This is a genomic window from Bacteroides sp. NSJ-48 (assembly GCF_014287405.1).
Lineage (GTDB): Bacteria > Bacteroidota > Bacteroidia > Bacteroidales > Bacteroidaceae > Bacteroides > Bacteroides stercoris.
The window spans coordinates 1-20,630 of sequence record NZ_JACOOD010000014.1 but is presented as its reverse complement, the minus strand read 5'-3'; the positions used below and the strand labels follow the sequence as shown (position 1 = coordinate 20,630).

Genomic DNA, 20,630 nt, shown 5'->3' with positions numbered 1-20,630 from the left:
ACATTTAAAATCCAACATTCAAACCAATTGTGAATCCACGATTCCAAGTAGAAGTAAATGCTTGCGAAGCATCCAATTCCAAGAAATCAATATTAGAGAAAATTCGTCCCGGATTCTTGGCTTGTACATAAACCTTTAAATTAGATAAATTCCACTTCTTGATGAGCGTCTGCGGGAAAGTGTAACCCAAAGATATGTTACGTACTTTCAGGAATGAACCGTTCTTATAACCTACAATACGATAGTAAGGGTCTCCACCGCCAATATTGTAAATAGGTTTCTGATATTCTGCATTCTTGTTGTTTTCGTTATAATAATTTATCTTACGCTGCATATAACGTCCACCCTGCCATTCACCGCCGGTATCTACCATATAATCGAAGCGTCCGTACATCATAACAGAGAGGTCGAAATTCTTGTAAGTAAACGTATTCGTCATGCCAAAAGTCCAACGGGGACGAGTATGTCCTATGATTACACGATCGTCATTCGGGTCGATTTTATAATCACCATTTTGGTCTATAGGACGTACCATACCAGCTTGGAATGAATGCCCTTTGGCATTGAACTTAGCCATTTCGGCAGCGTCTTCTTCTTTCCAAAGTCCGCCACACTCGTAGCCGTAAATTACCCCCAACGCCTGTCCTATAAACCAATTATTATTTATATCGTCCTCTTTACCATTTGCCAATTCATCAATTTTGTCTTTCTGCCATGCAGCATTAATACTGGTAGACCATTCAAAATCACGTGTTTTGACGTTAACGGTATTCAACGTTATATCCACACCTATATTGGATGTTTTACCTACATTGGCATACGTATTAGTATAACCATTCAATGAAGGAATTGTCATTGCCATCAACAAATCAGTAGTACGTGAAGTATAGAAATCAAGAACTCCCGAAATTCGTCCGTTTAATACCGAGTAGTCAAGACCGATGTTATACTGCGTGGTCTTTTCCCAAGACAAATTCTTATTGGCCATTGCCACAGCTCCATCTTTAATCAATGGTTCCGAAGCGGCATAACCGGGAGCAAGCGCAGAACCGAACGGATAATAGAGCGAAACTATAGCACCCTTCGTCTGATAAGGGTCGATAGCCGAATTACCGGTAACACCAACACCCAAACGGAATTTCAACTGGTTTAACCAAGTAACATCTTTCAGAAACTCTTCCTGATCAAGACGCCAACCCAAAGCCGCACTGGGGAAGAAAGCCCACTTATTGCCTTCTGCAAGCTGTGAAGCACCATCCCAACGACCGGAAACTGTCAATAAGTACTTATTATTATAATCATAGTTCACACGGAACATATAAGAAAGGAGCTGTTTCTCAATCAGCCCGCTATTCCACTCATCCAGCAAAGAGACATTTTCTTTTGATAACGCATTCCACTTCGCACTTTCCAAAGGAATGCCTTCTGCTGCCATAGAGGATTCTTCGTAGTGATACCCTGTAGCACTTTGCAATAAAGTAAGTCCCACTGAATGCTTTCCAAATTCTTTGTCATAGTAAATCAAGTTATCCAACGTCCAGGAAAAGTCAGACTGATTGGATAAAGAAGCACGATTCTTACCTTCACTGCTGATTGACTCTTCATTACGGAATGTACCGTTTCTATAATAACGGAAATCCGGTCCGAAATTAAAACGATATCTAAGGCCTTTTAAAGGAGCGTAAATTTCACCTAAGTCCAATTGAGCATACAAACTACCGATAGCACGGAACATACGGCGTTCATTCTGACTGTTGTTCCATTCATTCATTACATTCTTTACTTTATCATCACCACCGGGATATTCAATACGGTTGCCATCCTCATCATAAGGTGAAGCATAAGGGAACAAACTGGTAGATGCTGCATATAAGTTAGAAGGCATACCCTTAATTAACTGACCGACAGAACTTGCAGAGGAGCCATATTGCTGTTCACTAAACGTACCATTAACATTCAATCCTAAATTAAACCATTTAGTAGGCTTCAAATCCAAACTCAGTTTTGTAGTATAACGAGTATAAGATTGCCCTTTCACTGTACCTTCATTATTCAAATAACCAATAGACGCATAACCTTTCATCTTGTCCGTACCGCCACTGGCACTCAATGTGTGTTCATGGGTAACTCCGGTCTGCGTAACCATATCACACCAATCCGTATTAGGCACGCGAGAACCGTCCCAAGTTCCACCTGCCCAACCTTTTTCAATGTTCTTCCAAGCCGTAGGGTCTGTAGCACCTAAAAAGATTTCATAATCGTTCTCTTTAGTGGGCTGGTCTCCTCGAGGATATTTGGAAGGATTCAGATAGTAATAAGACCAACGACGCCAATCGATATACTCTGCAGAGTTCATCATTTCGGAATAGTCCTGCAGGTTTTCGATAGTAACCGTACCGGAGTAGTTCAAAGACATCTTGCCCTCCTTACCGGATTTAGTAGTAACCAGAATAACGCCATTGGCACCACGAGAACCGTAAATAGCCGTAGCAGAGGCGTCTTTCAATACATCAATAGACTCAATGTCCTGCGGATTCAAAGTTTCAATACCACTATTGGACATCAAAGGAATACCATCCACTACATATAGCGGGGTATTGCTGGCGCTCAAGGAGCGCACACCGCGCACGTTAATCGTTCCCACTTCGCCCGGACGCTCATTGCTGACAATGTCTACACCGGCTGCCTTGCCCTGCATAGCTTCAAAGGCGTTGGCTACCGGACGTGAATTCAGTTCCTCGGAACCTACACGAATCATGGCGCCGGTAACGTCCGATTTCTTCTGAACGCCATAGCCTACTACCACTACCTCATCCAGCATTTCGTTGTCTTCTACAAGCACCACTTTAAGATTGGTCTTGTTCTTAACGGAGATTTCCTGAGTCTTGTAGCCGATATAACTGATCTGGATAACTCCCGCTTCGGGCACATCATTCAGTGTGAACTTACCGTCAATGTCAGTAATAATTCCGTTCGTTGTCCCTTTGACAAGAACACTGGCACCAATGATGGATTCACCGTTTCCGTCTACTACAAGTCCTGTGATTGTTTTGTTTTGCGCGAATGCGCACAAGGTTGCTGCGAAGGCAAAGAGCATAAACAGCACCTGACGCTTGAGTATACTCATAAAATATACTCCTTCTTTCTTCCTGCTTCTCATAGAATAATCTTGGTTTACAATTAGTTTAAATTAGCGTTTTCGAACACAGTGTTTTACTGCAACAAAAATATCAATCTTAAAAACATTATAGAATAACTATTTTGATATAAAATATCCTTTTTTTGCTATAAAGTAACAACTCCTTAATACAAACGAAAATAGAATGTATAACGTATGTAGCACTCTTGAAACACGTTCGGCGCATCTTTGCAGCGGATTAAGAAACGCATAAAAGAGATGAGTACAAAATTAGATTTAGGAAAGATTTTCTTCCTTATTTTATTCCTTACGCTTTCTGTCATGACAGTCATGGCAGGTACTATCAAAGGCTCCATTACCGACAAACAGACCCGGGAACCGCTGACCGGAGCTACCGTACAGATAGTAGGAACCACACAAGGCGCCATTGCCGATATGGACGGAAACTACTCCCTGAATGTAACAAACGGCATTTACACATTATCCATTAAATATGTAGGCTACAAAGACATCGTTGTAAACAATGTAAAGACAGGCAAAGCCGATGTCATACTGAACTTCGAAGTGGAAAGCGACGCACAGGCTTTGGGTGAAGTATCCGTAGTGGCCCGGAAAAACCTTGAGAGCGAACGTGCCCTGCAAATGGAACGCCGGAAAGCTACACTCGCCATCGAAAACATAGGTTCAAAAGAGATGAGCATCAAAGGTATAAGCAATGTGGAAGAAGGGGTAAAAAAGATTACCGGTATCTCCATTGCCGATGCCGGCCAACTCATTGTACGGGGATTGGGCGACCGATACAGCACGACTACCCTGAACGGTCTTCCCATCGCCTCTCCCAATCCCGACAACAAGCTGATTCCGCTGGATCTATTTCCATCGAGCACCATACAGAACATCACCGTGAGCAAGGTATATAACGCGGAAGCCTTTGCCGACTATTCAGGTGCACATATAGACATCAGTACCAAAGAGAACATCGCCGAAGATTTCTTCAGCATCAGTTTCAACACCGGCGGGAAGTTCAATACCCTGGGCAAAGACCGCTATCAGATGAACCGCAACGGCTCATTGTTCAAGACTTCCGGTGTGGACCAGGCGGCACTCGATATGTCTCTGTCGGATTTTGACAACTATGTAAAGACCAGAAATATATTCGACACCTCGTTTGCCGTAAAGAAGAAATCAACCCTGCCAGACTTCAACGGCAACTTCGGCTTCGGCAAGAACATCAGCATCGACGGCCAAACGCTCAGCATACTGGCATCCGTAAGCGCCGGCAACGGCTATCAGAATATGGACAACGCTTTCTATAAAACCCTGGAAGCAACAGGCAATGTACAGGACAACTTCTCATACGACAGCTATGCCCAAGAACTGAAACTCGCTGCATTAGGATACATAGGCTACACGCTGCGCCGGCACGACCGCATAGGCTATACCTTTTTCTATACGCGTAATGCCACAGACACTTACCAACGCCGCGAGGGAACAGACTCCGAAGACCACGAGCTGACCGGAAGCAATAACATCACACATATCTACACTTTGCAGAACCACCAACTGAACGGCCTTCACAACCTCGGCGAACAAGACCGTTGGGAACTGACCTGGGGCGGGTCGTACAGCAAGACAGGAAGCGAAGAACCGGACAGACGCCAAGTGATGTACATAAAGAATGATGACGGCACACTCGGCCTGTTCAAACTGAACCGCCAGGAAACCATGCGCTATTTCGGCAGCCTGGATGAAAAGGAGTGGAACGGCAACCTCGCCCTGCGCTGGAAATGGAACGAAAACAATTTTCTGAAACTGGGCTTCAACTATAAGAATAAAAGCCGCGACTACAAAGCAACCCGTTTCTACTACAACCTGAACAAAATTAATCCCACCGTTACCGACATCTACGATACCGACGGCTTCCTGAACCAAGAGAACATAGCAGACGGAAACGTAACGGTACAACGCGTGATGCAACCCAAAGACAGCTACCGCGCAGGAAATGAAATTTACTCCGGATACCTGCTGACCGACTTCTACCCCGTACCGTCATTACTTGTAAACCTCGGCGTACGCTACGAAATAAGCAAACAGTGGGTGGACTATGCCACTGACGGCGGCGACTGGTATGCCGAACGGCGTAATCTGGATAAAAACGATTTCTTCCCCACCCTAAATCTGAAGTACACAATAAACGACGCCAACAGCATCCGTTTCTCCGCATCCCGTACCATTACCCGCCCATCATTCATCGAAATGGCTCCCTTCCTCTATCAGGAATCCTACGGTTCGGCACAAATCCGCGGTAACGACGAGTTGCAGAACGGCTACAACTACAACTTCGACTTGCGTTACGAACGCTTCGGCAAAAACGGAGACATGATTTCGCTGACCGGTTACTTCAAATACCTCGACAGCCCGATAGAACGTATCCAGGCATTGCAAGGCGGAGCTACCCTGCATAGCTTCCGGAATGCGGACAACGGAATGGCTGCCGGCGTAGAAGTGGAATTCCGCAAACAATTGATAAAAGACTTGCGTTTGGGCGCTAACCTCAGCTATATGTATACCAACGTAAAACTGCCCGAAGGCGGCGCTTACACCAACAAAGAACGTCCTTTGCAAGGCGCCTCTCCCATTCTGGCCAATGCAGACCTCACCTACTCTCCCCGTTTCGGTGAAGAACGGCAACTGAACCTCGCCTTACTCTACAATCTGCAAGGCAGCCGCATCCATGCGGTGGGCGTATCCAATCTGGGAGACATCAAGCAACAGACTCTGCACACACTGAACTTCAGTGCCGGATACGACCTCAACAGGCATTTCAGCCTGAAACTGCAAGTAAACGACCTGCTGAACCGTAACGTCATCTTTAAGCAGGAAGTACCTTCCACCGGCACGGAAGTGGAAGTGGAGCGCTATAAAAAAGGCACCGACTTTGAAATTGGCTTCAGCTACAAATTATAAATCCTTTTAAATAGATTATCAAACAGACGAACAGTCAACTTAAAACAATTGAATTATGAAAACAATGAAATCGAAATTCTATTCGCTGGCTCTCGCAGCCGGAATGCTGACCCTCACCGCTTGCAGCGATGACAACACCAACGACAGCAACAATGACAAAGGCAACGGGATAGAAAACGGCAGTACCCTGAAAGGTACAATAACCGAAGACGTAACCCTGAAAGCCGGCAACACCTATAAGCTGAGCGGTGAATACATTGTAGAGGCAGGCGCCACATTGAACATCGAAGAAGGAGTAAAGATTATATCTGTCTATGACAATATCGTAGACTATATCCTGGTGAAGCAAGGTGCCAAAATCAATGCTGTAGGCACGCCCGACAAACCTATCGTCATGACCAGCGAAAAAGAAGAACCCGGAGCATGGGGCGGCATTCATATCTGCGGAAAAGCGCATACCAATGCCGAAGGCGGTAAAGGAAGTTCAGAGATAGGCGGCGCCGTATATGGCGGTAATGACGATGCCGACAATTCCGGAACATTGCAGTACATCCGTCTGGAATACACCGGATTTGCCTTCGACGAAGAACATGAAGCCAACGGTATCTCCTTTTACGGTGTAGGAAGCGGTACGATTGTAGACCACTGCGAGGCTTACAAAGGTTCGGACGACGGCTTCGAGTTCTTCGGCGGTTCGGTAAACGTAAGCAATATGGTAGTAGTAAGTTGCAGCGACGACTCTTTCGACTGGACCGAAGGCTGGAACGGAAAAGGCACTGACCTCGTTGCCTATCAGGAAGCCAAAGCCACATTAGGATACGACTGCGACTGCCTCATCGAAGCGGACAATAATGAAAACGACAATGCAGCCACTCCCGTATCGCATCCTGTACTCAAAAACCTCATCCTCGCAGGTAACGGCGAAAGCAAACAAGGCATCCGTCTGCGCCGCGGCACTCAAGCCGATATAGACAATGCCAAAGTATGCGGCAAGGGGCAACCGCTGGTAGTGGAGAGCGCATTAACGAATGCCGCGCTGAAAAACGGTACTTCCAAACTCACCAATATGACCGTCACTGCCGCATTGAAATCCGACGGAGATTACACCAACGACGACTTCACCGCCGTAACAAGCAACAAAGTGGATGCTACGCTGTCCTACGCTTCCTTCGATGCCATTAAAGCCGCATGCGACTGGATGAAAGGAAACTGGATAAAATAACCCGCACGCATTCCAAATTCTCTTTATAAAGTTTATCAGGGCAACAGCCTGCAATGGTTCAAACTTTTGCAGGCTGTATGTTTTTTCTGTCCGCACAACCGTGTCCCCATGAAGCATCCGCACCTAATTATCCTTCAGGAGTTAAGACAGCACCCTTTGGAAATCCCTCCCCGACGGTGATTGGAATACCTGCAAATCGAATTCGGGAATGATGGCCAACACATGGTCAAATACATCCGCCTGCACTCCCTCGTATGGAACCCAGTCCTTGATGGCACAGAAAAAATAAAGTTCCATAGGAATACCGCGGTCGGTCGGCTGCAACTGCCGCACCATGCAGGTCAGTTCCTTGTTTACATCGGGAAGACTTTTCAGATAAGCGGTCAGATAGGCCCGGAACACACCCAGATTGGTTTGACGACGCCCATTGACAAGGACGGAATTGTCGATATGATGTTTCTTATTATACTCCTCTATCACCGCTTCCGTCTGCTCTACGTAATCTTTCAGCAAACGAATCTTACGGTATTTGTCCAGCATCTCCGGAGTACAGAACCGGACGCTGTTCATATCAATGTTTATGGAGCGCTTGACACGCCGTCCCCCACTCTCGCGCATGCCGCGCCAGTTCTGGAATGAGTCGCTGACAAGCAGATAAGGCGGAATCGTAGTAATGGTATTATCCCAGTTACGTACCTTCACGGTGTTCAGCGTGACTTCTATCACCGTACCGTCTGCACCGTATTTGGGCATCGCAATCCAATCGCCCACCTTCAGCATATCATTGGCGGAGAGCTGCACCCCCGAAACAAATCCCATAATCGAATCCTTGAACACCAGCATCAGGATAGCGGCAGAAGCACCCAACCCCGCCAATAGCGACAACGGAGATTTGTCAATCAGAATACTTACCACCACGATAGCCCCTACAAACCAAAGTATCACCTGGACAGTCTGCAACATACCCTTCAAAGGGCGGTCGCGAAGCTGCTCCTTCTCGCTGTATACGGCATAAACGGCTTTCAGGAACGAGTTGATAAAACTTAGGAATGTGATTAGAATATAAATCAGGCAGACACGCTGGATAAAGCCCAACGTGGAGGAACTCGTCTCAGCAAAGGCTACCGGAATAAAGACATAGATGATAACGGGAGCCACCATACGGCTGAGGTGAATCAGTACCTTACGGTCAAAAACAATATCATCCCATGTAGCTTTTGTTTTCCTTATCAAATGCGCCACTACTTTCAACAGGATATTCCGACAAATGACATCAGCCAGAAACGCAACGATAAGCACAAGCGCAAAAGCTATAAACTGATCGAGCATATCGGCCAAAGAAGGGGCTGTTCCCCAAGAAATCAATAATTCGTCGATATTCTTTAGTATATCCATGATAGTTAGGTATAAAATATGAGGTATAAAGTATAAATAGGGCGTCAGAGTTTTTCCCGTTCGAGGAACTCGCGGATGTCTTCTTTTAACCACTGATAGAGATAAAGGTTCTTGTAACCGCTGTTTTTCTTCAACATGACGGATACATTGACCTGACTGTTTTCGTAACCCGTCAGTTCATTGCGGAACTGTTCGCTATGCTCTGCCAGGCGTTTAATTTCCTGCTCACGTTCACGGCGCAGTACGGTGCAAACGGGTATCAGCAACTTCAGGACCACACAATCCATGATATGATGCCCCTGCATATAGAGATAGGTATTGTCGGGAACCAATCCTAATTTCCGCAGTTCCTCACCCAACCGGTCAACATCCTCTATATACTGCGGGAAACGGGTTTCCATTTCGGAGAGTTTAACAGACACCGTACGCTGCATGGCATCCAAGACACTGTAAGGATGCCGCAGGTTTATTTCCTGCAAACGGACATAGGAATTGAAATCGTACATAGGAAATGTATGCGTATCGTGCCGGCGGTAAAACCATACGTTCCATAAGAACAGCGGATAGGCTATCTGCGAATAGCGTTTCAGAAAAGCAGGGAAATCAAGGATGTGACGGTCGTTCAGTGTTGCCTGTACACAAACCTCATGAAGGCTTTCGGCAAAACAATGGAAATTCTCAATGGCATACCCGTAGGTTTGGAAAATATAAGGATTACGGTTTATCTTCCGCGACACATTGGTGGCTCCCTGCAACAGAAAGTCATAGTCACTGTCCACACAAGCTATCAAGCTACGTCCGAGTTCCGTGGTATTGAGCGTATTCATCAACACCATTTTCTTGCCCTTTGCCAGCGAAGTGGCGGAAGGAAGCATCACCTGGAAATAACGCTCCTCATTCTCGAACTCTGCCAGAAGGGTACGCCAGAAAGCGATGTCGTCATAGCTTTCCACATACGCCACAATACGCCTGCGCCCTTTCTTTGACGAGAATTTGTGTGCGGCGTCCAAATAGGCTGAAGTAAGATTATGTCGGAGAGATGTTGCCAAAATAAATGTTGATTTAATAATGAATATTCAGTGATGTGCGATTGATACTTACCTGCCGCCAATCACCGTTGAAATATCTTCCACTTCGGTCACCGCGTCCAGCCAGCCTTCCATTATCACGGCAGGCGAGTGGGTGGTGAGAATGAGCTGCACATTCGGATTGAGTCCGCGTATCATGCCAATAAGTTTTTGCTGCCACTCGATGTGCAACGATGCTTCCGGCTCGTCCATGAAAAGCACGCAATGCTCTTCATTACGCACCAGCACGGTCAGCAGGATTACCAGCATCTGTTTCTCGCCGGACGAGAGTTTATAGGGCAGAAGCCGCTCGCCGTCCTGATAAAAGACAATGTCATTGCTCTTACGGTCGATTTTCTTACGGGTATAGCTGAACAGTTCGTCAATCATATCCTGAAATTTCCGTTTAGGCACAGACAAGGCGGGAGCCAGACTCCGTTGCTGTTCGTCACCGCTCAACAGCTCAATCATTTTGTTACCGATATTCACCTGATAATCAAGATAACGGCGCTGGAGCAGATAGAGTTGCCAATCCAATTCGGACTTTACATTCGGGTCTGCCATGCGGGCGGTGAAATCTCCCATAATAAGAGGACGGTCATAGCTGCGGATTACATCATAAGGAATAAAAGTCGCTTCCGGATTGTCGAAGAAAACATGTACACCGTTTTTCTCATCACTCTTTACCTCTCCCGTAGTTTGCTCAAGGTAGCCCACTGAACGGTTTAAAATCGTAGTCTTTCCTACTCCGTTGATGCCGGAAAGTATATTGACATCGGGACGCAACTCCCAAGCTATATCGTATCGGTGCCACAATCCGTGTATTTCGATACGTCTGATGTAATTGGCCTGTACTTCCATGGTTTCTATATATTCGTGTAGCAAATATAAAGAAAGAGATTGAGAAAATAGTTACCTTTGCGGCGTTTTTCACCACAAATAATACACATTTTACAATATGAACAAGAACATACAAGGCCATCTGTTCGCTCTGACCGCCAATATCCTATGGGGATTAATGGCACCTGTCGGCAAATCCGCATTAGTCGAGTTCTCAGCTCTATCCGTCACCACTTTCCGCATGGTAGGTGCAGCAGCCTGTTTCTGGTTGCTCTCACTGTTCTGCAAACGCGAGCAGGTAGACCACCGGGATATGTTGAAGATATTCTTTGCCGCACTCTTCGCACTGGTATTCAATCAGGGAGTCTATATTTTCGGACTGTCCATGACTTCCCCTATCGATGCCTCTATCGTAACCACCACTCTTCCTATCGTAACCATGATTGTAGCTGCCATTTATCTGAAAGAGCCTGTTACGAATAAAAAAGTATTGGGCATTTTTGTAGGCGCCATGGGCGCATTGATACTGATTATGAGCAGCAGCAATGCAGGAAGCGGCAATGGCAGCATCATGGGTGACTTGCTGTGCCTCATCGCCCAAATCAGTTTCTCTATTTACCTGACCGTATTCAAAGGATTATCCCAGAAATACTCTCCTATAACCCTTAACAAATGGATGTTTGTATATGCCTCCATGTGTTATATCCCTTTCTCTTACCATGATGTAGCCGCCATACAATGGGCTGAAATCTCTACTGCGGCACTGTTACAAGTAGGCTATGTGGTGGTAGGCGGCAGCTTCCTGGCTTATATATGTATCATGACGGCACAAAGGCTGTTGCGCCCCACAGTAGTAAGCATGTACAACTATATGCAACCTATCGTGGCTTCAATCGTTACAGTCATAGTCGGCATGGCTACATTCAATATGGAAAAAGGTATTGCCATTGCACTGGTATTTCTCGGTGTATATATCGTTACGCAAAGCAAATCACGCAAAGACTTTGAGAAGGAAGGAAAAGAGGTGTAGGAAACGAAAGACTGTCAAAATGTAGTTGGTGATTTCTTTTAGGCACGGATTGCACGGAAAAGAATAAAGTAAATCTGTGTAATCCGTGCCTAAAAACAAATAGTAAGGGGGAAGATGCCTAGTGCATCCCACTAATTTTTCAATTCCGCAAAATAAGTATCTAACAGATTCTTGGCAGCAACAAAGGATGTCAGATTACCTTTTAATACCTGACTCTCTTTATCGGCCAGCATCGCCTCAATTGTAGGATTATGATAGAAACTGTCACGAAGTTGTTCGTTAATGGTTTCGTACATCCAATATTTACTCTGCTCGTTACGGCGGTATTCAAAATAGCCGTTATCTTTCACGAAGTCTATATACTTATATACCATATCCCATACTTCCTGTACTCCTATATTGTAGAAGCCGGAATAGGTCAGGACCTGCGGTGTCCAGCCGCTCTCCGGAGCCGGGAAAAGGTGCAGTGCATTACGGAACTGGGCAGCAGCCAGCTTGGCACGTTCCAGATTATCCCCATCCGCCTTGTTGATGACGATACCGTCCGCCATCTCCATGATGCCGCGCTTGATGCCTTGCAGCTCGTCGCCCGTACCGGCAAGTTGGATAAGCAGGAAGAAATCCACCATTGAATGTACAGCCGTCTCGCTCTGTCCCACACCCACTGTCTCTACAAATATCTTATCAAATCCGGCAGCTTCGCAAAGTACAATCGTTTCACGCGTCTTACGCGCCACACCGCCCAACGAACCTGCCGAGGGACTGGGACGGATAAAGGATTTGGGATGAACGGAGAGTTTCTCCATGCGCGTTTTGTCGCCCAAGATACTGCCCTTACTGCGTTCGCTGCTGGGGTCGATGGCCAGCACAGCCAGCTTGCCGCCGTATTTCTCCAATACATGCAATCCGAATACATCGATAGACGTACTTTTGCCGGCTCCCGGCACACCGCTGATGCCTACGCGAACGGAATTGCCGGAATACGGCAGGCACTTTTCTATCACCTCCTGCGCTATGGCCTGATGTTCGGGCTTTACGCTCTCCACCAGTGTCACGGCACGGCTTAATATCGTAACATCACCTTTTACAATGCCCTCTACATACTCTGCAACGGAAAGTTGACGTTTTTTCGGTTTCCGCTTCAAATAAGGATTTACGGACGAAGGTTGCTCAATGCCTGCATTGACAACCAGACCTTTATATTCTCCGCTATTTTCTGGATGTTCCATGGTAAGATTTATGGTTTATTTCGCTTTAATATTAATCTCGACTTTCGGCTGCATCGGGTCATTCGTAATCATCAGCAAACGCAGATGACGGCGTTTCTTTCCGATATTCCGCTTTACAACCGTTACACGCAGACGAGTGCTTTCGCCCGGTTTCAGCACGCTCTTCTTCAAACCAGCTCCCACTGCCGGATGGAATACCTGAAGCTTGCTGATTTGCAAAGGAGAACGTCCGGTATTCGTTATAACAATATCCTGACGTGCCTTCGACTTCTTTGCCAATGCTGTACTCATGTCAATATCCTTGATAGAAAGGTTGACGACAGGAGCATTCGCCTTTTCCGTATCGCTCATGCCCGAAAAGTCCGGCAGAAGAATAGCGGAAACAGGTATCTCATTTTCATCGCCCACCTTGTCGCCTGCAAAACGTGCCAGATAGACAGAGGACTGCGTCAATCCGAAGTCCGTCAGCCGTTCGGAATCCAATGTGACGGTAATGACCCCTTTCTCCCCTTTTTGCAGGACATTGGGTTTTACTTCCGTTTGCAGATAGGGCGGCAGATGCATCAACACGGGTTCGTATGGACGATCGGACAGGTTCACTACCCCGATATGCATCACCGGCTTCTCACCGGCTTGTACATCGGGAAAATCAAGACTGTTCTTGTCAATACGTATCTGTCCGATGAGGTATGGATGGGTTTTGGTAAAGTCCTTGATTTCACGCACTACCTCACCGTTGAACTTCAAATAGACCAGATGGGGTTGCGCATTGCAGTAAATGGCTACGGATTTGTTGAAATGCCCCAAAGCCTCTGCATCAAAAGTGACGTTGACTGTTCCCTTGGCTCCCGGGGCAATAGGTGTCTTTGTCCATTGGGCCACGGAACAGGCACAATCGGGTTCCACCTCGGTAAGCACCAAAGGCCGGTCACCCGTGTTTGTTATGGAATATTGTACCGTCACCGGATGTTTCCATTCAATCTGCCCGAAATCATACGTTTCCGTATTAGAGGTAAAACGCGGTTGAGCTACGGCAGTCAATGCCGTAGCTGCAATCGCATATAGAGTGATAAAACTGCGTCTCATTTATATTGCTTCTAAATTAGTTGCACAAATGTAAAGCTTTTAAGCGAGATACACAGATTTTCGTTCTGCTTTTTATAACCTATAAACATTCGATAGCAAGTAAATCTATCCAGCCTATTTAATAATAACAGTTCCTCCCGCAGAGTGAGAAGCATATTCCGGCGCATAGGCACACTGCACGGTAGCCAGTCCGGTTTCATACGTACCGCCACGAGCCACCCGATAGCTATGTTCCAATACATAAACGCCTTTACCCAGATGATCGAAGAAGAAATTGGTTCCTGCATCTTCCACTTCCGCATAATATCCGACCCCGTTGTTCCAGCGATAACCCGAAAGCGAATTTTCCGGTTCGAAACAAGCTCCGCGCTGGTCCTTCAACTGAACGAAATCCATGGCACGGTCCAGACGGACAGTAAGTCGGGAAACAATCTTATCACCCACGAAGAGCTGTTCTACCTCTGTCAACGGTTGCAAAGATTTCTGCCCGTTGGCCGAAATGCGCTCTACAAAGAGTTTCTTCTCAATGTTCAGCGCTCCGCCCTGCTGCTTCACATCGGATATGGGCGACAAGTATTGTGCGTAGACAGCTCCCCATGCAATGCCCGCATCCCTTTTCTCTACGGTAACGGACTTTGCTTTCACCTCAGGACTGCCTTGCGCAAAGACTTCCTTAACATATCCCAATCCGGGTACGGTGGTCTTTGCTGGAGAGAAAGTCTCCAACACCTTATCACCCAAAGTAATGCGGACATCTCCTTTACTTTCCAGCAAATCGCTACCTTGACACAACAACGCATAAACCGCATCAGCAGTAGCTACCGGAGAATCCCAGTTTGTCGTCTGTTTCTGTTTCAGCAACCAAAGCTTCATTTCTTCTACCAAAACATCATTGCCGCCTGCCTCGCGCAGAGCTTTCATTACAGCTACATGAGCGGGTACAGGCATCATACCCCAAGTATAAGGATTGGCATGGAAAGCAAAATGAACTCCCATTTCATCCGTCTGTACAAGGTGTTCTTTTATGGAAGCTATAAACTCATCCGCTTCCGTTTTGCGTCCTGCCTTCTGCAGGATAACGGCTGTCTGCGCTTTACGGATCATGGTACCGCTCTCAAGATTACGTCCCAGCTTGGTAAGGAAGTAACCGAATGCTTTTGCATATTCTCCGGAGAGCTTTACCGAACCAAGAGATACCAGATACATATATTCCATAGTGGCATCCGACAAAACGGTAATCTTCGTTCCATTCTTCTCTGCCTTGCGGATAGCACGGTATTCTTTCAGAGCCTCTTTGTTCAGATAGTCAAAGGCCTTGGCTTTCATCATCGCCACTTCTTCCGGCAATGCCTTATCCGTAAGCAAAGAAAGACGGACAAGCAGTCCGGTGATATATCCCGTTACATAACGGTTGCCGGACATACCGCCGAACCAGCTCCATGCACCATCCTCGCCCTGCAATTCTTTCAGTTTGAGCAAGGATGCCATATTACGGTAATTTAATTGGTTAACATCAAATAAGGTAGCGATACGCTGCTGCTGTTCAGCCTCTGTAGTAGCTTCGAGCAACCAAGGAGATTCGCCCAACAGAATATTCTTCACATCCTGGTTCTGCTCCAACCGGCTGAGGAAAGTTTCTTTTGTTCCACCTGACAGACGCCAATTATCAAATACCGCTTTAATGCGCGGCTGACTATTTGCAATATATCCCGCCAAAGTGTTGGCATAGAAAGCGATTGCCCAGGAAATGGCGTTATCCGTTGAAGGCTCACTCAGTACAGGCAGGGCTTGTACGGCATACCATGCCGGATTACCTGTAAATTCCACGGTCAGGCGACGGTCGGTTGCCGTACGGCTGTTACCGTTGAACAGACTGTCCAGCGAGAAAGTACGCGTTTCTTCACCACGAACGGGCATGGCAAGCGTCTCTGTAATATATTCCTTATCACTCAGTACAGGCAACAGATGCTGTTCACCATCGCTGAAAGTACCGCCGTCGGCAACTATACGGACACCAAGCAGTTCGTAACGGTCTGTTACATCAAACCGGAAACTAACCGATTCTGTCTTTCCGGCTTCCACCGAGAACTTCTGGCGACCGGTGGAAATAATCTTCTCCGTCATCGGATCGAAAAGGGTGAATACGGCTGTGCCTTTTATTGCCTTACCCGTCAGGTTGGCAATGCCGGCAGCTATCTGTGTCTTATCGCCTACCCGTACAAAGCGGGGCATATTCGGAGTAAGCATAAACTCTTTAGCGGTGACAGCGGTAGCGTCAAGCATACCTGTCATCATATCCTTAGTATGGGAATAACCGCGGAAATTCCAGCGTGTCAGACTCTGTGGCATGGTAAAGGAAAAAGCGACCTCTCCTTGTTCATTCGTGCGTAACTGAGGATAGAAGAAAGCCGTTTCCGCAAAATTAGTACGCAAATCGGCCATAGGCTGTAACGCCTGTTCATTGAGAGGAATAGTCTCCGACTCAAAAACAACATCTGCCACTCCTTCTTCTACCTGTACCGGAACATACTTCACTTCAACTGCACGTCCTGTTTCCATTTTGGTCCGTGTGGCTCCATACCCCACAATTGTCGGCTCGCAAAGAACCGCATCGTTCTCTACTATTTGCAGTACTTCCGCAACCCCGTTATAAGGAGAACAGAAATAATCGAAATGCCAAACGGGAACTCTCCACGACCTCACCGGGAAGTAAGGAGCATAACTTTTTCCGTTATTATTACTGATATCCCAATAGTAATAAGGAATATACCGGTTGTAATAAACGCTTAATGACTGGCTACGGCTATAAATCCGGTCTAATGAAGCATCGTACATCATTGCCAGCATCTCGGCTGCGGCGGGAAAACCTTGCGGAGTTTTGATGACCAGCTTCCACTCTTCTTCCTGCCCCGGACGCAAACGGTCGCGAAAGACTTCCCACTTCATATCCAGCGTCCGTTCCGGCAGACGTTTCTGCAATTCCACCCTACGGGTATATAGCAGTCCGTTCTTTACAAAAGTAAACTGCACGGCAACCCCATCTCCATACTCTTCCCGATAAGGATATTCCATACGGAGAATCGAGTCGTTCAGCGACAAAGTACGACTCTCCAATCTGCCTTTCTGCCCGAAAACATCTACCAGGACGTATGCGTCCTTCATGGAAGTGCCGAAATAGAAGATTGCCGGATGAGCCGTATCGAACTCCGTATTTTTTTCATAAAGGAAAGTTTCCATAAACACAGCCGGACGTTCATCTTTCAGCGAGAACAGTACAATGTTCACCGCATTGTCCGCATTGCTGACTTCCTTGCCGTCGCGACCACGCACCGACAGAATTAAGCGGTACTCTCCCGATGGCAGTTGTTTCCAAGCTGTAAAGTCTTTCTTTTCGCCCGGCATAAACGCACTCTCATAAACCGGCTTGTCGGAGATTTTTCCCGTCTTGGAATCAAGAACGGGATAAAGACGGCACATCCCTTCCATGGACAACGTTTCATTAACGGCATTCATTACCGACAGCATTCCCGATATGGAATCTTCTTTGCATAACTCCCTGCTGATGTCGGACACAAAGAAATAAGCCCGACGGGTAGCGTTCAGAAAGTAATGCGAAGTCTGCGTTTCACCCGTATCACTTGTCACCGCTACCTCTATCTGATAGGAGAAACGTTCCCTACCCGTATTATCCGCATCCGTATCCGGCTTCAGAACAACAGGAATGGAAAAGTTGCCTTTCGCATCCAGTTGCACCGTATCCGAAACAAGCGATACGGCCCCATCTCCCCAATATCTCCGGTTACTGCGACGGGTAACGGTATATGTCAGCGGAACATCCTGAATTGCCGTCCCGTTATATGCCTTGACATTGCCTGTTACATCCACCGTATCTCCCAAGCAGAAAGCCTCCTCCACCGGATTAAAGGTAATCTCAAAGGTAGGCCGTTTGTAATCCTCCACCCGTACGGAAACGGAAGCGTTGTTTTTTACATCAATTGTAAAGTTACCATTCAAGCAGACTGCAGGCAACACAAATTCTGTGGTGAAGGAACCGAATTCATTGGTACTTACATTCTTCTGTACCAGTTCTTTCCTGTTGACGTCCAACAAACGTACCTGATAACTCTTCCCTGCCAAAACGTGAGCCTTCTCCGCCTCCTGTTCATAAGCGATACCCTTGACATAAACGGTCTGACCGGGACGATACAAGGCGCGGTCTGTCAGCAGGGTAATATGCTCTTCCGGACGCGACTCTCCGCGTTCGTAATATCTGTTCAAATAAACATTCTGAGGCATCATGGCTGTATCCGTTCCCTTACGTGCCACATAACTGCGGATAGCCTTATCCCATTCCACAACCGCTTTTCCACCGGTATCGGTGACAACTGTTTTCACCAGCTTGCGGTTTTCTTCATTGTAAGCAGAATAGAAGCTGACCTTTGCACCGGAAATGGGTTGCCCGCTACGGCTGTCCACCGTAACCGCTTCCATCTTATTATCCGGCAAAGAAAGCGTCAACACCTTGAAGCGGGTCGAGACGAGAAAGTGCTCTGCAGTACGGGCCGTTGCGGCATCAGGTACAATTTGCAGTATATATACGCCTAATTCGTCCGGCACATGGCATTTCAAAACCATACGTTGCAAACCGCTCAACAGTTCTCCCTCTTTCCCGCTTTTGCTGTCCGAAGATTTCAGTTCAAAATGGGTAGCTGATAATTTACGGGCATGCTTCTGATAGAAAGCCTTGTTGATTCCGGCATCCATCCAGGGCACTTCGGAGAGATTCGTACGGTACAGATTCAGTGTGAAACCTTTCAGATTCCGATAACCCACATTCAACTCCAACGAATCACCGGGATAAACGCTCTCTTGAGTGCTGACATTCAAATAAGGCTGCAAAACACTCTCCCTGATGTTCCGTAGTTCATTGATACGCTTATAAGCCGGATAGCGCTTCACTCCTTCATCGCATACCTGCAAAACCTCATCCATATAAGACGCTCCCAAACCGCGAAGCCAACCGGCTTTATCAATGTAAACTTCCGCGCAAATCTCACGAGCGCCATATTCCTGAATCAGATTATCCAACACTTCAAGATACTCTTTATCAAGCCGTTCTTTCCGTTCCCGATAAGTGGTATAAGGCTCCCGGCTTATACCGCCGCCAGTGCTTTTCCACTTCCAATAATCAAGCGTTGCCAGCACTACCGCATCTTCTGCCCCAACGCGATGCCGATAAGCATTTATCATATTTGTATAAACACTGTTGATGCGGACACGTTGTAATGTATCCACCTGAAAGCCGTCCAACAACTGATAAGTATCGACAGCCCGGGCCGCCAGCAGATGATACATATCGTGCCCATAGAAGCGGCTTCCGTCTTCAAGCTCGACAAAAGGCACATATTCCTTGGAAGAGACCTCAAGCAAACGAACAGAGTCCTTCAATGAAGCCAGGTTATGTTCATCTACCTTAGCAACAAAAAGGTTAGTACTCCATTCCCTGATATCGGCAGGAGCTTCGTCCACATCTAGCGCCGTACGGTCTGATAACTGCCGCCGGTTATGCCGCATATAGTCCGAATACTCGCGGGCAAGCAATGAATGCAGAATAGCTTTATTTACCAGGTTTTTCTCCGATTCCACCCAACTTTCCAACTTCTTCAAATTCGTATACAGGCTATCCGGAGTCAGTCTTTCCTGATAGGCCTCCCGACAGATATATGCCTTGAGCATTTGCGGAGCATTTTTCTCCAACTCGGCTTTCCGGTAGATTTTCTCCGTCAGTTTCACTACCGTTTGCGGCAAACTCTTCTTTTGAGCCTGCTCCACCTGCCTCCACAAACCTGCATAGGACTGAGCGTGCAAAGCAAAGGAGCACAACCCGATCATCAGCAGAAACAATGTACAAAATCTTTGGAATTTCTTCATAGCTATTCTATTGTTATTAGTTTTTGTTTTTTTTATGCGAATCAGGAATCAAACAATAAAGATTTATCTGTATGATTAGCTACACTCATATCTCCGCTACATGAATGTTCACTGTAAAAATAACAAAATAATAACCACATTGTACCAGCTTTTTAGAAAAAATAAAGAAACAAAGCATATACTGACATAAAAACCTACGGTTATAAAAAGAAGAGGTTGTGTCAAAACGTTGGCACAACCTCATTTATATTTTAAGTTCTGCTATATTTTCTTTTGGCTATGCTGCTTTTTCCTCATGCATTTGGCAACAAGTTGCTATATTCCAATTATATCGGGTTATAAATAGTCCCATAAACATATATTTGGCAACTGTAATGAGCCCCTTTCCTTCTTTTATCAGTTTAGCACACATTTTTTTGATATTAAAGGCTATAGCAAAGAAAGCAAAGTCCATTGTAACCTTGTCTTCTCCCACATGCCGGAATCTTCTGTATGCCATGTTGTATTTCATTTGTCCAAACACAGCTTCTGGTTCTATACACCTCCTGCCTCTATGCTTGATACCTTCTTCTGAGAGCAACCTTTCCCGTGCCTGCCGTTTGTATTGATTTAACCGGTGGTTGACTTCTATAATACGGTTCCCCCGAGCTTTAAAACAACTGCCACGCAAAGGGCAACCTTCACATCTTTTTGCTTTATACCGGGCACTTTCGGTGATGTATCC

At 46.4% G+C, this 20,630-nt stretch carries 11 protein-coding genes; 3 read left to right on the top strand and 8 right to left on the bottom strand.

Translation table 11 applies throughout. The features are described from left to right. Positions 1-4 precede the first annotated feature (4 nt). Positions 5-3,160, bottom strand: coding sequence for a TonB-dependent receptor (locus H8S52_RS08540; RefSeq protein ID WP_186909639.1), 3,156 nt, complete (start codon positions 3,158-3,160; stop codon positions 5-7). A gap of 237 nt (positions 3,161-3,397) precedes the next feature. Between H8S52_RS08540 and H8S52_RS08535 the strand changes: the two genes are divergently transcribed. Both H8S52_RS08535 and H8S52_RS08530 read left to right on the top strand, forming a co-directional pair. Next, positions 3,398-6,106 (top strand): TonB-dependent receptor, encoded by a 2,709-nt coding sequence (locus H8S52_RS08535; RefSeq protein WP_186909638.1) that lies wholly within the window; start codon positions 3,398-3,400, stop codon positions 6,104-6,106. A 55-nt stretch (positions 6,107-6,161) separates the two neighbouring features. Beyond that, the gene (locus H8S52_RS08530) at positions 6,162-7,328 is read left to right on the top strand and encodes a hypothetical protein (protein ID WP_186909637.1); all 1,167 of its coding nucleotides are present in this window, start codon (positions 6,162-6,164) and stop codon (positions 7,326-7,328) included. A 141-nt stretch (positions 7,329-7,469) separates the two neighbouring features. Here the strand turns inward: H8S52_RS08530 and H8S52_RS08525 are convergent, their stop codons facing one another. From H8S52_RS08525 to H8S52_RS08515, 3 genes are read right to left on the bottom strand one after another with little or no spacing between them, the layout of a single operon-like run. Beyond that, on the bottom strand, positions 7,470-8,723 hold the full coding sequence (locus H8S52_RS08525; RefSeq protein ID WP_022103905.1) for a mechanosensitive ion channel family protein: 1,254 nt from the start codon (positions 8,721-8,723) through the stop codon (positions 7,470-7,472). A gap of 44 nt (positions 8,724-8,767) precedes the next feature. Further along, the gene (locus H8S52_RS08520) at positions 8,768-9,772 is read right to left on the bottom strand and encodes a DUF4435 domain-containing protein (protein WP_117906575.1); all 1,005 of its coding nucleotides are present in this window, start codon (positions 9,770-9,772) and stop codon (positions 8,768-8,770) included. Positions 9,773-9,820: 48 nt separating this feature from the next. Beyond that, positions 9,821-10,651 (bottom strand): AAA family ATPase, encoded by an 831-nt coding sequence (locus H8S52_RS08515; protein ID WP_016661912.1) that lies wholly within the window; start codon positions 10,649-10,651, stop codon positions 9,821-9,823. Between the two features lie 97 nt (positions 10,652-10,748). Here H8S52_RS08515 and H8S52_RS08510 point away from each other — a divergent pair, with 97 nt between their 5' ends. Continuing rightward, entirely contained in the window at positions 10,749-11,660 is a 912-nt protein-coding gene (locus H8S52_RS08510) for a DMT family transporter (RefSeq protein WP_117955797.1), read from the top strand. A 131-nt stretch (positions 11,661-11,791) separates the two neighbouring features. On the opposite strand, the gene meaB is transcribed toward H8S52_RS08510, so the two are convergent. The 4 genes from meaB to H8S52_RS08490 form a co-directional block, all read right to left on the bottom strand. Continuing rightward, positions 11,792-12,889, bottom strand: a complete 1,098-nt coding sequence (gene meaB / locus H8S52_RS08505) for a methylmalonyl Co-A mutase-associated GTPase MeaB (protein ID WP_151871443.1) — start codon at positions 12,887-12,889, stop codon at positions 11,792-11,794. Between the two features lie 15 nt (positions 12,890-12,904). Then, positions 12,905-13,975 (bottom strand): DUF1573 domain-containing protein, encoded by a 1,071-nt coding sequence (locus tag H8S52_RS08500; protein ID WP_016661915.1) that lies wholly within the window; start codon positions 13,973-13,975, stop codon positions 12,905-12,907. A gap of 114 nt (positions 13,976-14,089) precedes the next feature. After that, complete coding sequence (locus H8S52_RS08495) at positions 14,090-19,906, bottom strand: alpha-2-macroglobulin family protein (RefSeq protein ID WP_186909636.1); 5,817 nt, start codon at positions 19,904-19,906, stop codon at positions 14,090-14,092. Positions 19,907-20,183: 277 nt separating this feature from the next. Beyond that, on the bottom strand, positions 20,184-20,630 hold a 447-nt coding region (locus tag H8S52_RS08490), incomplete at its 5' end, for a transposase (protein WP_186909635.1).

Bases quoted from the DNA above. Each gene is read 5' to 3' on its own strand.
- H8S52_RS08540 (WP_186909639.1), bottom strand. From the start codon at position 3,160: ATGAGAAGCAGGAAGAAAGAAGGAGTATATTTTATGAGTATACTCAAG.
- H8S52_RS08535 (WP_186909638.1), top strand. From the start codon at position 3,398: ATGAGTACAAAATTAGATTTAGGAAAGATTTTCTTCCTTATTTTATTC.
- H8S52_RS08530 (WP_186909637.1), top strand. From the start codon at position 6,162: ATGAAAACAATGAAATCGAAATTCTATTCGCTGGCTCTCGCAGCCGGA.
- H8S52_RS08525 (WP_022103905.1), bottom strand. From the start codon at position 8,723: ATGGATATACTAAAGAATATCGACGAATTATTGATTTCTTGGGGAACA.
- H8S52_RS08515 (WP_016661912.1), bottom strand. From the start codon at position 10,651: ATGGAAGTACAGGCCAATTACATCAGACGTATCGAAATACACGGATTG.
- H8S52_RS08510 (WP_117955797.1), top strand. From the start codon at position 10,749: ATGAACAAGAACATACAAGGCCATCTGTTCGCTCTGACCGCCAATATC.
- meaB (WP_151871443.1), bottom strand. From the start codon at position 12,889: ATGGAACATCCAGAAAATAGCGGAGAATATAAAGGTCTGGTTGTCAAT.
- H8S52_RS08500 (WP_016661915.1), bottom strand. From the start codon at position 13,975: ATGAGACGCAGTTTTATCACTCTATATGCGATTGCAGCTACGGCATTG.
- H8S52_RS08495 (WP_186909636.1), bottom strand. From the start codon at position 19,906: ATGAAGAAATTCCAAAGATTTTGTACATTGTTTCTGCTGATGATCGGG.